The organism is Staphylococcus sp. 231237_7MaSpsaltlick, from assembly GCF_043107035.1.
This window is the reverse complement of the sequence record NZ_JBICNX010000016.1, coordinates 79,508-93,851: the sequence shown is the minus strand read 5'-3', so window position 1 is coordinate 93,851 and position 14,344 is coordinate 79,508. Positions and strand designations below refer to the sequence as shown.

Sequence of the window (14,344 nt, the reverse complement as noted above, 5' to 3'; positions counted from 1 at the left end):
GTGGAGCTGACGAATACTAATCGATCGAAGACTTAATCAATTTTTAAATGTTTTGTTTTGGTTGAATCATATTTTACTTACTATCTAGTTTTGAATGTATAATTTCATACATTTCATTGTCTGGTGACAATGGCAAAGAGGTCACACCTGTTCCCATGCCGAACACAGAAGTTAAGCTCTTTAGCGCCGATGGTAGTCGGACTTACGTTCCGCAAGAGTAGGACGTTGCCAGGCAATTAAATTATTCCACAGTAGCTCAGTGGTAGAGCTATCGGCTGTTAACCGATCGGTCGTAGGTTCGAGTCCTACCTGTGGAGCCATATGGCCCCGTGGTCAAGCGGTTAAGACACCGCCCTTTCACGGCGGTAACACGGGTTCGAGTCCCGTCGGGGTCATTACATATTGGAGGATTAGCTCAGCTGGGAGAGCATCTGCCTTACAAGCAGAGGGTCGGCGGTTCGAACCCGTCATCCTCCACCATTTTTAGTTGAATAATACGGAGGGGTAGCGAAGTGGCTAAACGCGGCGGACTGTAAATCCGCTCCTTCGGGTTCGGCAGTTCGAATCTGCCCCCCTCCACCATTTATGGGCTATAGCCAAGCGGTAAGGCAATGGACTTTGACTCCATCACGCGCTGGTTCGAATCCAGCTAGCCCAGCCATTAGAGCCATTAGCTCAGTTGGTAGAGCATCTGACTTTTAATCAGAGGGTCAGTGGTTCGAGCCCACTATGGCTCACTAGTAGCACTTCTCACAAGAGAAGTGCTTTTTTTGTATATAAGATAGAAATCACTTTTAAAAGGCTCTATACTAAACAGGACTGATATAAAAATCAGTCCTGTTTTTTGATACCAAAAAAGCGCAAAAATCTCTATAATTTAAATGTCCTACCAAATAAACTAAGGAGAGATTATGCGCCTATGAATTGTTTTATATCAAAAACACTTGGAATTGAAGACCCTAATGTTATTTTCGACAATAAATTTGTTATAGTTAGAAAATTGAATAAAGTATGCTTTTTTATTTATACACTTTACTGTTTTATAAATTAACAAAAGTCGATACTGAAAGGGTTTGTTTTGAATGATAAATCACTATATTGATTTTATATGTAAAAAGGGTGATTTGAATGGAAAATGCCGTTTTAACAACGCTTGAAATGTTAAAGTCTTTAGATTATTCTAGAAACAAACGATAACAAAGGGGTTTTAAAAATGAATAAAACAGTAGAAATTATTGGGGCGCCTGCAACATTTGGGCAAAGGAAACTAGGGGTAAATCTTGGTCCAGATGCGATTCGATACGCTGGCATTGAAAAGCGTATTAAAGCAATAGGAATACCTGTTAAAGATTCTGGTAATATAGCTGTTCCTAAATTAGATTTGGAAAAATTTAATTCAGAACAAGAAGGGTTACGTAATATAGAGGAAATCATAGAAACATCAAACATATTAAGTGCTGCAGTATCAACTAGTATAGAACATAATCATTTCCCGCTTGTGCTAGGAGGAGACCATTCGATTGCAATTGGTTCTATATCAGGTATTAGTAAGCATTATAACAACCTAGGCGTTATTTGGTACGACGCACATGGTGATTTAAATGTACCTGAAGAATCACCTTCTGGAAATATTCACGGTATGCCGTTACGTGTACTTGCAGGTGATGGTGATGAGCGTTTGGTGAACATTTCAGATTATTCACCAAAAGTTAAACCTGAAAATATCGTGCTTATCGGTATGAGAGATTTAGATGAGGGGGAAAGGCGTTATATAAAAGAGCATAATATTAAAACGTTTACGATGGCTGAAGTTGATCGAGTTGGTATTAAGCAAGTGATTGAAGAGACAATTAATTATTTAAAATCTAAAACAGACGGTGTTCATTTATCACTTGATGTTGATGCATTAGATCCTGTCGAAACACCAGGTACAGGTACTAGAGTGCTTGGAGGTTTAACATATAGAGAGAGTCATTTTGCATTAGAGTTGTTACATAATTCTAATCTCATTACTTCTATGGATTTAGTAGAGGTTAATCCGCTTATTGATCACAATAATGATACAGCGGAGCAAGCAGTGGGCTTAGTAGGTAGTTTCTTTGGAGAGACATTATTATAATTCACTTAAAATTATGTAGAAAACACTGAGTAATAAACGATTGACTCATTTATAATATAATATTGGAACAGTTGGCTGATATTAGAATATATTTGTTTTGATGTTTCAATGTCAGTCAGTTTTGCTGGGGCGAGATAATGAAATCTTATAAAAACGAGATTTCTAGGGTCGCTCCTTTTTTGATTTTACTAAAATTTGAATACTAAATATGACAGTTAGTGTTATGATTGGTATAATATATAACATGGGAACAGATAACCGGAGGAGATGTTATGGAATTATCCAACTTTTTTGATAACTGGAGTACAGTTAAAATAATTGCAAGTGTACTCGACTTACTCATAGTATGGTATGTACTTTATCTTCTCATTACAGTTTTTAAAGGTACCAAAGCCATTCAACTATTAAAAGGTATTGTTGTAATAGTAATTGGTCAACAATTGAGTAAAATGCTGAACTTAACAGCTACATCCCGTCTTTTTGATTTAGTTATTCAATGGGGGGTATTAGCTCTAATCGTGATATTCCAACCAGAAATTCGACGTGCCTTGGAACAGCTTGGTAGAGGTAGTTTATTTAAACGTTATTCAACTAATTTAAATAGTGATGAAGGCAAGTTAATATCTTCTGTGTCAAAAGCAGTACAATATATGGCTAAACGACGTATAGGCGCATTGATTGTATTTGAAAATGAAACAGGATTACAAGACTATATTGAAACAGGCATTGCAATGAATTCAGAAATATCACAAGAACTATTAACAAATGTTTTCATACCAAATACACCATTACATGATGGTGCGATGATTATTCAAGAAAATAAAATAGCTAGTGCTGCGAGTTATTTACCTTTATCTGATAGTGCTAAAATCGCTAAAAGTTTAGGAACAAGACATAGAGCTGCAGTAGGTATATCGGAAGTATCGGATGCCTTTACTGTCATCGTTTCTGAAGAAACAGGGTCTATTTCTGTTACTTTTGATGGTAAATTAAGAAAAGATATTTCAAATGAAGCATTTGAAGAATTGTTAGCTGAACATTGGTTTGGTACACACTTTCATGAGAAAGGTGTGAAATAATATGTTAGAAAGTAAATGGGGATTAAGATTAATCGCTCTCGTATTAGCACTTGTGTTCTTCCTATCAGTTAACAATATGTTTGGAAATATTTTTAATGCTGATAACTTAGGCCAAAAGTCGTCTGAAACGATTCAAGAAGTTCCGGTACAAGTTAAGTATAATAATAAATCATTATATGCTAGTGAAGTACCTGATAAAGTTGATGTTGAAATTTCAGGTCCTCAGTCACAAGTTTTAAAAGCTGAGAATGGTGAAAATATTAAAGCAGTCCTAGATTTAAGTGGTGAAAAAGCAGGAAAACATACGACGCAATTTCAAGTCAATGGTTTGAATAAGGACATTGATTATAGCGTGAAACCGAAAGAGGCCACTGTGAATCTTGAAGAACGTGTGAGTAAAACATTAAAAGTAGAGCCAGATGTAAGTAATAATGACTTGGATTCAGATTATAAAATTAGCGAACAAAGTGTTTCACCTGAGACTGTTAAAGTGACTGGCGGACAAGACCAAATTGATAAAATTGCATATTTAAAAGCAACATATAAAAACAAAAGTAAAATTGCTAAAAACACTACAGATGTAGCAAAAATTACTGCATTTGATAGAAATCTTAATAAAATTGACGTTTCAATTCAACCGAATGAGGTGAATTTGAGCGTTAAGGTAGAAGATTATAGTAAAAAAGTAAAAGTAAAAACAAAAGCAGTAGGGTCGTTATCTAATGGGCGTGAATTAGACAATATAAATTTAGAAGATGAAGAAGTAGAAATTTATGGTAATAAGGATGACTTAGAAGATATTGATGAAATTACTGCAAATGTAAATTTAGATAACATCTCGGATACGACTGAAAAAAATGTGAAGTTTAAAGTACCTGAAGATGTGACAAAAGTTAATCCGAGTGGTACTACAGCTAAAATTACGGTTAAATAGATTTGTATAAATAAAGGAGATATAAATAATGGCAAAATATTTTGGTACAGATGGCGTAAGGGGAGTAGCAAATAAAGAATTAACACCTGAACTTGCGTTTAAACTAGGGCGCTATGGCGGCTATGTTTTAGCCCATAATAAAGGTGAGAAGCACCCTAAAGTACTAGTTGGTAGAGATACTCGTGTTTCAGGAGAGATGTTAGAATCTGCATTAATTGCAGGACTAATTTCCATCGGCGCGGAAGTTATGCGTTTAGGCGTTATTTCAACACCAGGTGTAGCTTATTTAACACGAGAAATGGAAGCCGAATTAGGTGTCATGATATCTGCTTCTCATAACCCAGTTCCAGACAATGGTATTAAATTCTTTGGTTCTGATGGCTTCAAATTATCAGATGATCAAGAACAGGAAATAGAAGAGTTATTAGATCAAGAAAACCCTGATTTACCTAGACCTGTAGGTGAAGATATTGTACATTACTCTGATTATTTTGAAGGTGCACAAAAATACATTAGCTATTTAAAATCAACTGTTGACGTGAATTTAGATGGAATGAAGATTGCATTAGATGGGGCAAATGGTTCTACATCTTCTTTAGCACCGTTTTTATTCGGTGATTTAGAAGCTGATACAGTGACAGTTGGCTGTAAACCAAATGGTTATAATATTAATAAAGATGTTGGTTCTACACATCCTGAAACATTAGCTAAAGAAGTTGTCGAATCAGAATGTGACTTTGGTTTAGCTTTTGATGGTGATGGTGATAGACTAATCGCAGTAGACGAAAAAGGTAATATTGTAGATGGCGATCAAATCATGTTTATTATTGGTCAGGCAATGAGCAAAAACCATGAGTTAAATAATAATATGATTGTTTCTACAGTAATGAGTAACTTAGGTTTCTATAAAGCCTTAGATAATGAAGGTATTCAATCTAACAAAACTAAAGTTGGAGATCGCTATGTTGTAGAAGAAATGAGAAGAGGTAACTACAATTTAGGTGGTGAACAGTCAGGTCATATTGTATTAATGGATTATAATACCACTGGAGACGGTTTATTAACAGGTGTTCAATTAGCGAGTATTATAAAAATGACAGGTAAAAGTTTAAGCCAACTTGCCAGTCAAATGAAAAAATACCCACAATCTTTAGTTAATGTTCGTGTAACAGATAAATATCGTGTGGAAGAAAATATTGATGTGCAAGAAATAATGACTAAAGTAGAAGTTGAAATGAATGGGGAAGGTCGTATTTTAGTAAGACCTTCTGGAACAGAACCATTAGTGCGAGTAATGGTTGAAGCAGCGACTGATGAAGACGCGCAGCGTTTTGCCAATACAATTGCTGATGTAGTTCAAGATAAAATGGGATTAGATAAATAATTATTACTTAAATTTAACCAAAATCTAAATATTTAATTTAAGTAGCCCAGCACATCAGGAGCAAGCCCAAATCACTGCCATATTATACTAAAAAGATTATAATATATAAATTAAACATTGCTGGTGTTTATTATGTTGAATAAATCAATTGATAAAAGAGGCAACTTTGCTCTGAAAGACCCATGTTATTTTGAAAAATAAATATACAAATATAAATAAACCTTAGGGGAACTATCGCCTAAGGTTTGTATACGTTCTGAGCCGTTGCTATTTTAATAGCAACGGCTTCTTACATTTATAATACATTGTATGCTTGAATGATTTCTTGAGTTAATTGTGCATCTGTTTTAGCAAATTCTTTTAAGAATGCTTCAAGACCATGTTCTTTAATATAATCATTTTTTTCTACTGTTTCTTGATCATTTGTATCATCATATTTTAATAATAAAGCAGCAGTTTTAACTAGTGCCTCATGTTTTAAATTATTTTGGTATAAGTAATTTAATGGCTTAATAATTCTATCTTGTGGTCCTATTTTACGTAATGTACCACGTCCAACACGTGTAACTTCATCAGATAAGTTTGGATTTTTAAAACGCTCAATAATTTTTTCAACATATTGTGCTTGTTCGCTTTCATTAAAACCAAACTGATTCGTAATGTATTGGCTTGTTTCTTCAAGGACACGTTCTAAATTATGCTTAATATCTGAATCATTAACAGCATCTAAGATGGTTGGTTGACCAAAATATCTACCTGCATAAGCCAAATACGCGTGTCCTGTATTGACTGTAAGTAATTTACGCTCAATGTAAGGAGTTAAATTATCTACGTATTTAATGTGATTGAGTTTTGGACCAAACCAAGCATCTTTCTCAATTACCCATTCATAAAAAGGTTCAACCACAACATCTAAAAGGTTATCATTGGTTTGTAATGGAACAATACGATCAACTGCAGCATTAGCAAAGTGGATGTGATCAGGTAGTGGCCCCGTAATATCTAAAATTGCTTTTTCTAATGTATTTGTTGCCATAATTGCATTTTCACATGCAACAATATTAACAGGTGTTTCTTTTTCTGTTAAATAGGGAGCAAATGATTTTGCTATTATAGGTAAGATATTTACACCAACCGCAGTTGTAATTAAATCAGCTTCTAATACTGCTTGTTTTAAACTTTTTGAAGGCTCACCAGAATTGATTGCATCTACATTATGCACGCGTGTTGTTGTTTTTGCTTCATCAGCTAAAATGACGTCATATTCATGGTGTTCATCCAAAGCATTAATTATTTCAGCGTTAACATCTGCAAAAGTCACTTTTATATCATTATCAGCGAGAATATAACCGATAAATCCTCTACCTATATTTCCAGCACCGAAATGTAAGGCTTTCATTATGCATCAGCCTCCTCAAAGACTTGTTTGATTTCTTCTGCTGATGATGCTTGAATAATACGTTCTACATTTTCTTCTTCACTAAACGTAATTGCTATTTTGGAAAGTAAGTCTAAATGCTCACCATCTTTACCTGCAATACCTACGACAACTTTAACAACTTCGCCGTCCCAGTCAACGCCTTCAGGGATTTGAATTAAAGTTAAACCTGATTTTAAAACACTATTTTTAGCTTCGTCAGTGCCGTGAGGGATAGCTAAGCCATTACCCATAAATGTTGTTACTACTTGCTCGCGATCTTTCATTGCTTGAATATATGCTTCTGTTACAGCACCACTTGATACTAAAGCTTGACCAGCTTTTTCAATTGCTTCGTTTTGATCTTTAATTGATTGGTTGATAAAAATATTTTCATTGCTAAATAATTCGCTCATTTTTCTTCACTCCATATTTAATAATTTTTGTAATTGCATAAGGTAACTTTGCTTAAGTAACGATTGAAGCTGTTCTGGTTGTTCCATAAATCCATCAATATTGTCTAGATGCTCGACCAATTTTCCTGAGATATCGCTTATGAGTTGTGCCATTGTATCATCAGGGGGAACGAACATACTTAACAAATATCTCACGGAAAGATTGTCATTTTGATTACTATTAAGCAAAATAGGTTCATTTAAAATGGTTATTAATATGAAAGGTTTTTTAATAATCTCACTTTTTAAATGAGGGATTGCGATGGGATAAGGATCTAAGACAAACCCTTGTCGATCCATGTGTTGCTTAATCAGTTCAGCGAATGACTGACCTTCCGTGATGATTTGATGTTCTATTAATGTGTTGGTTAAATAAGTTGTCCAGTTCGAAACTGAAGTATAATCTACATTTACAGAATCAATTATTTCTAGTCCTTTTCTGATGTATGTTAATTTTTCTTCAGGATTTAAAATGTTACTATTATTCGTTTCATATGTTTGAACCTTTGGTTGTTTGTGCTGTGTGTTTAAAAAGGCTGATACGTGATTTATATCTGCGTCAGGGAGTAAAGGATTCACCGTAATATATGGTAAGGCGATATCTAAATCTACAGTGGAAATAATCGCATCAAATTGTGTAGCGTCAATATCATTTAAATCCCCAACTGATGCTTGAGTAGTATTTTGTATGTCACTAAATGTTTGTTGTAACCGTGTTGCCAGTAATCTACTGGTGCCAATACCACTACTACATACTACGAGCACATTGTAAAAGGCATTATTTTGATTTTGTAAAGCACCGCCAAAATGAAGCACAATAAATGCAATTTCACTATCTGGAAAATTAAAATTTGGCCATGTTTGTAATAAAGCACGATGAACACTTTCAAATAGTCTTGGGTACTTATGTTGAATCATTTCTGTTAATGGATTATAAGTTTCAATATTAGCGTTTAAACGGTTAATTGCTGGTATGATATGCAGCTTTAACCCTTCACTTAATGTTTCAAAATCTTCAAATGATTGTTGATAAAAATGTGAAACAGAATGAATAAATTTCTCTATCTTTGATTCGTCTTTACTATCTTTAAATACTTCGGCAGATTCTTTACGTTTCGCACCTCTAAGATGAATTGTGATAAAAGTTACTTCAGCTTGGTTAAACTGAACTCCATAGATATGTTCAAGGTGTAAGCCAAGTGCTTGTGCTACCTCGTGTTCAAAAGAATCTTTAACGCTGTCATAGATATCATCATTTAAAGTTACATATTGGTTATTAAGCATTCGCTCAATACTTAAGACGATGTGTACGGTCAATGTTAAATAACTTGATTCTGTTAAAGAGTAGGGGAGTTGATCTAAATGATCCATTAAAATACGTTCAATTTGAAATATCTTGTCCATATCAACCATTGCCAATTGTGACTGATTGATGGATTGATAAACAAAATGGTTTTCGATAACTGAATAGACACTAGTACTGTTTAGATTGTTGACCATCAGTTGACTCAATAGTTCACGTTTTTTTGATTCAGCACCATGTAATTGAATACCTTCACCACGCTTTTTTTGTAATGCTAATTGGTATTGATCAAGTTCTCTATCTAATTCATCTAGAAGCTTTGTCATAGTTTGATTAGAGACACCAATTTCTTGTGCTAAAACGTATTGCTTAATAGGCGCATTCGTTTGAATCAAGGCATATAAAATAATTACTTTTTGTTCTTCTTGTGATAGATCTATGGTATTTTCATTTAATAACGCGTTCTTTAGCGAATTTAGCTCCAACTCCGTCGTTTTCAGTTGTATCCCTTTTTTTGTAACTCTTTCAAGGTCAATATCAAATGTAGATAAAAAAGATTCAATAGATTTTAATTCCCTATGAATAGTACGAGAGGATACAGCTAAGTGTTGAGCAATGTCGTAAATAGTGACATATTGACCGTGATATTTAATTAACATTTCGATAATTTCCTTTTCACGTGTACTCAAAAACATAGCCATACCCTCCAGTATTGTTCTATATAGTGGTTGTTTAATTATTTAAGATTTTCAAGTAATTCATCATATCTAGGTGAATTTAAGAAATTATCTACTGAGATATGAATTGCGTTTGGTACTTGTTTAATTGCTCTATCAGTAAGTTTTTTTTGTGTAATAACAAGTTGCGCATCACTTGGCAACTGGTTAATCGCAGTATTTGTTACATCTACGTCTTGTATATTAGCTTTTTTAAATTTATTACGTAGCATGCTTGCTCCCATAGCACTTGATCCCATACCAGCATCACAAGCGAATATTACATGATTTACTTTACTATAATCATGAGCATCTACATTTTCAGTATCGTAATTGTCTAGTAATTCTTCCTCAGACTGTGCGTCTTTATTGTCTGAAGCGGCAGTTGTTGCGCCTGCAGAACTAGCAGCTGTAGTCGCTTTATTATCTTCATTCCCTTTTAACTTAGAAGATACACTTGATTTTTTCCCTTTTGAAGCTTCCATTTTTTCTGTAGCAGCTTCTAGGTCTTCTTCTGGTTCTTTTGTGAATTTTAAAATGATTGCAGCAACGATAAAGGAAACTAGTGCTGCTAGTAGTACACCTATTACCATGTGTAAGAACTCGCCTTTAGGTGCGTTCAACATATATACGATAAATGATCCTGGTGAAGCTGGGCTCTTGAAACCAAAATCAAGTAGAGAATATGTTGCTACGCCTGTCATTCCACCTAAAATTACAGCTACGAATAATAATGGACGCATTAATACATACGGGAAGTAAATTTCGTGAATTCCGCCTAAGAAGTGGATGATACCAGCACCATATGATGTAGCTTTAGCTGTCCCTGTACCGAAAATCATATAAGCAACTAATATTCCTAAACCTGGGCCAGGGTTAGATTCGATTGTATATAATATTGACTGTCCTGCAGAAGATGCTTGATCCGCACCAAGTGGTGTGAAGACACCATGATTAATTGCATTATTTAAGAATACAATTTTAGCAGGTTCTACAATAATACTTACTAATGGCAGTAAATGTGCATGTACTAAAGCTTCTACAGCTAAAGATAAAATATGCATAATAAATTCCATAATTGGAGCTAAGATTTTAAAACCAACAATCGTCATTATGAAACCTAAAATACCAGCTGAGAAATTATTGAATAACATTTCAAATCCTTGTGGTGTTCTTGGTTGAATAAATTCATCCGTTTTCTTCATTAACCAACCAACGAGTGGTCCCATAATCATGGCACCAAGTAGCATTGGAGTGTCTGGTAGAGCAACAATAACCCCCATAGTTGCTACAGCTGCGATAATACCCCCGCGCATCTCATGTAATAAACGTCCACCACTATAAGCAATCAGTAATGGTATTAAATATGAAATCATAGGGCCAGCTAATTGACTTAAATCTTTATTTGGCCACCAACCGCCATCTATAAATATTGCAGCGATGAACCCCCATGCGATAAAAGCTCCGATGTTCGGCATAATCATACTACTTAAAAATGATCCGAAAGCCTGTACTTTGCGACCAATCCCATTGTTTTCTTTAGTATCTGTTTGTGACATATTATTGCACCTCTTTTTCTCTTTTTATTTATAACTTAATTGTAGGTGGTACTTATGAATTAGACAATATAAACTAATTTCAAATTTGTCACACTGTCTTTGACAATTATGACAATATAGTATAATTACTGCTTAGTGGTTTGAAGCCAGAGTTAAAAGGCTATCAATGCTCAAATTTTTCTATAAATACGAGTCGGTTATTGTATAAAATATAGTTAATATAAGTGTTTAAAATTTAGCCATTACACTTAGTAAGTGTTAATAATATTATTCGTGGTATGAGTCTTTAACTTATAGACAACTTTATTTTTGTGTTTGTAAATATATTGTTAATAAATTGTTTGCATTACAGATGAATAACATTGTACAATTAATGTTATTGAGAGGAAGGAGGAAAGTTAGAGTTTTAGTCAATTATAGCGCCTGTACAAGCGATGAGATTACGTATTAACAATTTAAGTTTTAAAACAGAAAGCTTAATAGGTATGTTAATCGAAGCTTGTAGACGAGGAGGATAGTTATCGAACCATCGGCGGATGCTATCCCGGATGTGGCTCATTCGTGAACTTATTAAGGAAAACATTAGGGCAACCTAGTGCACAAAGTTAATAAGATAGCCAAAATTAAATAACTATTATTATAAGGTAATTGAGATAACCATTATTATCAGAAGACCTATTATTATTGATTTAAATAGGGATTAGTCTGTCTATAAGGGTGTTAAATACATTGAACAAGTTCATATGCGCTAACCGTTCAATTATCTCATTACCATTACATTGGAGGAAATTTATATGTGTGGAATTGTCGGCTATATTGGTCAAGATAATGCGAAAGAGTTATTATTAAAAGGTTTAGAAAAATTAGAGTACAGAGGTTATGACTCAGCAGGTGTTGCAATCGTTAATAATGAGGGCACATCAGTATTCAAATCAAAAGGTCGTATTGCAGAATTAAGAAAAGTTGCAGATGGCGAAGATACTGACGGTAATGTGGGAATTGGTCATACACGTTGGGCAACACATGGTGTACCTAATCATGAAAACTCACACCCACATCAGTCTGCAACTGAACGCTTTACATTAGTTCATAATGGAGTAATTGAAAACTATGAAGAACTAAAAAATGAATACTTAAGTGATATCACTTTTATTTCAGAGACAGATACAGAAGTGATTGTGCAATTAGTTGAATACTTTTCAAATACCGGTCTAACTAGTGAAGAAGCATTTACAAAAGTTGTATCTTTATTAGATGGTTCATATGCTTTAGGACTGATTGATAATGAAGATAGAGATACAATTTATGTTGCTAAAAACAAATCACCGTTATTAATTGGAGTTGGTGATGGTTTCAATGTAATTGCGTCAGATGCAATTGCAATGTTACAAGCTACTAATCGTTATAAAGAAATACATGACCATGAAATTGTTATTGTTAAACGCGATGAAGTAATCATCAAAGATCAAGAAGGCAATGTTCAAGAAAGAGAAGCTTATACAGCACAAATTGACGCAGCAGATGCTGAAAAAGGCGTATACGATCACTATATGTTAAAAGAAATTCATGAACAACCAGCAGTTATGCGCCGTATCATCCAAGAGTACCAAGACGAAGAAGGTAACTTGAAGATGGATCCAGAAGTAATTAAAGATGTAGCTGAAGCTGATCGTATTTATATTATTGCAGCAGGTACAAGCTATCACGCCGGGCTTGTTGGTAAAGAGTTTATTGAAAAATGGGCTGGCGTACCAACAGAAGTACATGTTTCTTCAGAATTTGTATACAATACACCGTTACTTTCTGAAAAACCATTATTTATCTATATTTCTCAATCAGGTGAAACAGCAGACAGTCGCGCAGTATTAGTTGAAACAAATCGTTTAGGGCACAAGTCTTTAACTATTACTAACGTACCAGGTTCTACGTTATCACGTGAATCTAATCATACGTTATTGTTACACGCTGGTCCCGAAATTGCAGTAGCATCTACAAAAGCTTATACAGCACAAATTGCAGTGTTATCTATTCTGTCACAAATCGTTGCGAGAGAACATGGTAGAGATGTAGAAGTGAGTTTATTACGTGAATTAGCAAAAGTTACAACTGCTATCGAATCAATTGTTGATGATGCAGATATTATGGAACAAATTGCTACAGATTTCTTAAGAACTACACGTAATGCATTCTTTATTGGTCGTACAGGAGATTATAATGTAAGTTTAGAAGGTGCATTAAAACTTAAAGAAATTTCATATATCCAAGCTGAAGGTTTTGCTGGTGGAGAATTGAAACACGGAACAATTGCATTAATTGAAGAAGGTACACCTATTATTGCCTTAGCTACGCAAGAAAAAGTAAACTTATCTATCCGTGGTAATGTAAAAGAGGTTGTTGCACGTGGTGCAAATCCATGTATTATTTCAATGGATGGCTTGAATAAAGATGGTGATTCATATGTGATTCCTCACGTACATGAATTATTAACGCCACTTGTTTCAGTAGTAGCATTACAGTTAATCTCATATTACGCCGCATTACACAGAGACTTAGATGTAGATAAACCACGTAACTTAGCAAAATCAGTTACAGTTGAATAAAGTAATCTAAATTAAATGTGGCAAACTTAGCATATTGTCATTAATATATATGGACTTATCATTAGTATTTATCACTATTGATAAGTCCTTTTTTTAATTTATAACTTCTCCTTATATGTTATAGCGATAGTACAGCAATTTAATTATAAAAATATCATTTATAAAAAACAGATGAATAATGAAGGATCAACGATATTGGATAAATTAGCAGAGAAAATTATAATGAAATGAATTTATTATAAAAAATAAGTGGATATCAGGAGCAATCATTTGAACATGATTCTAATCAAAATATTTTCAAATGTGTAGTGACTTTATTATGCTAAATAAGACGGTTATAGTGACTTACAGTAAAAGGAAGGATATATTTATGACAAAGACTAAAATTTATAGAATTTGATTTGTTTCGATTTATCCATAGTTAATAAAAAGTAGAGAAAAAAGGCCAAGCAATAGAGGGAACGGATGAAATCATTCGTTAGATAATAGATTATTTCTAAACACAAATAGTTCAATTAATCACTGATGAAATAGATTACGAATCATTTATTAATCAGTCCTCCAAATTAAATACTGATAGAACTAAGATAACAGGTAGAATTTATAGTGCTCGTGTTAAAGAAATGAAAATTTCAGTGATGGAAGAACTTAGGTATTTAGATAAAATAATTGATGAGTTAACAAAAGGAAAATCTTTGAATAAAATATTTAGAAAAAGACAGTCAGTGTACTAATATGGAGAATAGTTTATATATTATTACGTATCGGAAAGGAGCAA

At 33.8% G+C, this 14,344-nt stretch carries 10 protein-coding genes, 6 tRNA genes and 1 rRNA gene; 13 read left to right on the top strand and 4 right to left on the bottom strand.

All coding sequences use genetic code 11. The annotated features are described in order from the left end of the window. The first annotated feature begins 119 nt into the window (after positions 1-119). The 11 genes from rrf (at position 120) to glmM (ending at position 5,516) form a co-directional block, all read left to right on the top strand. Positions 120-234 (top strand): 5S ribosomal RNA (gene rrf, locus ACF91D_RS22660). A gap of 11 nt (positions 235-245) precedes the next feature. Beyond that, a tRNA-Asn gene (locus ACF91D_RS22655) sits at positions 246-320 on the top strand. A gap of 3 nt (positions 321-323) precedes the next feature. Further along, positions 324-395 (top strand) — tRNA-Glu (locus ACF91D_RS22650). Between the two features lie 9 nt (positions 396-404). Further along, positions 405-480, top strand: a tRNA-Val gene (locus ACF91D_RS22645). A gap of 18 nt (positions 481-498) precedes the next feature. Further along, positions 499-582, top strand: a tRNA-Tyr gene (locus ACF91D_RS22640). A gap of 4 nt (positions 583-586) precedes the next feature. Further along, positions 587-661: transfer RNA gene (locus ACF91D_RS22635), tRNA-Gln, on the top strand. Between the two features lie 3 nt (positions 662-664). After that, positions 665-737: transfer RNA gene (locus ACF91D_RS22630), tRNA-Lys, on the top strand. A 476-nt stretch (positions 738-1,213) separates the two neighbouring features. After that, positions 1,214-2,119, top strand: a complete 906-nt coding sequence (rocF, locus tag ACF91D_RS22625; RefSeq protein WP_327621078.1) for an arginase — start codon at positions 1,214-1,216, stop codon at positions 2,117-2,119. A gap of 272 nt (positions 2,120-2,391) precedes the next feature. Next, entirely contained in the window at positions 2,392-3,198 is an 807-nt protein-coding gene (cdaA, locus tag ACF91D_RS22620; protein ID WP_017722031.1) for a diadenylate cyclase CdaA, read from the top strand. Position 3,199: 1 nt separating this feature from the next. Then, the gene (locus tag ACF91D_RS22615; protein WP_039069127.1) at positions 3,200-4,132 is read left to right on the top strand and encodes a CdaR family protein; all 933 of its coding nucleotides are present in this window, start codon (positions 3,200-3,202) and stop codon (positions 4,130-4,132) included. Between the two features lie 28 nt (positions 4,133-4,160). After that, complete coding sequence (gene glmM, locus ACF91D_RS22610) at positions 4,161-5,516, top strand: phosphoglucosamine mutase (RefSeq protein ID WP_039069126.1); 1,356 nt, start codon at positions 4,161-4,163, stop codon at positions 5,514-5,516. A 295-nt stretch (positions 5,517-5,811) separates the two neighbouring features. Here glmM and ACF91D_RS22605 read toward each other — a convergent pair whose 3' ends face one another. Genes ACF91D_RS22605 through ACF91D_RS22590 form a run of 4 tightly spaced genes read right to left on the bottom strand, consistent with a single transcriptional unit; the run spans position 5,812 to position 10,966 of the window. Further along, positions 5,812-6,915, bottom strand: coding sequence for a mannitol-1-phosphate 5-dehydrogenase (locus ACF91D_RS22605; RefSeq protein WP_327621077.1), 1,104 nt, complete (start codon positions 6,913-6,915; stop codon positions 5,812-5,814). Further along, positions 6,915-7,349 carry a PTS mannitol transporter subunit IIA gene (locus ACF91D_RS22600; protein ID WP_039069124.1) on the bottom strand — a complete coding sequence of 145 codons (435 nt, stop codon included), beginning with the start codon at positions 7,347-7,349 and terminating at the stop codon, positions 6,915-6,917. The genes ACF91D_RS22605 and ACF91D_RS22600 overlap by 1 nt, the downstream gene beginning before the upstream one ends. Before the next feature lie 6 nt (positions 7,350-7,355). Then, the gene (locus tag ACF91D_RS22595) at positions 7,356-9,386 is read right to left on the bottom strand and encodes a BglG family transcription antiterminator (RefSeq protein ID WP_327621076.1); all 2,031 of its coding nucleotides are present in this window, start codon (positions 9,384-9,386) and stop codon (positions 7,356-7,358) included. Between the two features lie 41 nt (positions 9,387-9,427). Continuing rightward, the gene (locus ACF91D_RS22590) at positions 9,428-10,966 is read right to left on the bottom strand and encodes a PTS mannitol transporter subunit IIBC (protein ID WP_119586216.1); all 1,539 of its coding nucleotides are present in this window, start codon (positions 10,964-10,966) and stop codon (positions 9,428-9,430) included. A gap of 794 nt (positions 10,967-11,760) precedes the next feature. Between ACF91D_RS22590 and glmS the strand changes: the two genes are divergently transcribed. Further along, entirely contained in the window at positions 11,761-13,566 is a 1,806-nt protein-coding gene (glmS, locus tag ACF91D_RS22585) for a glutamine--fructose-6-phosphate transaminase (isomerizing) (RefSeq protein WP_039069120.1), read from the top strand. A 506-nt stretch (positions 13,567-14,072) separates the two neighbouring features. Next, positions 14,073-14,300, top strand: a complete 228-nt coding sequence (locus ACF91D_RS22580; protein ID WP_327621079.1) for a DUF2200 family protein — start codon at positions 14,073-14,075, stop codon at positions 14,298-14,300. Positions 14,301-14,344 lie beyond the last annotated feature (44 nt).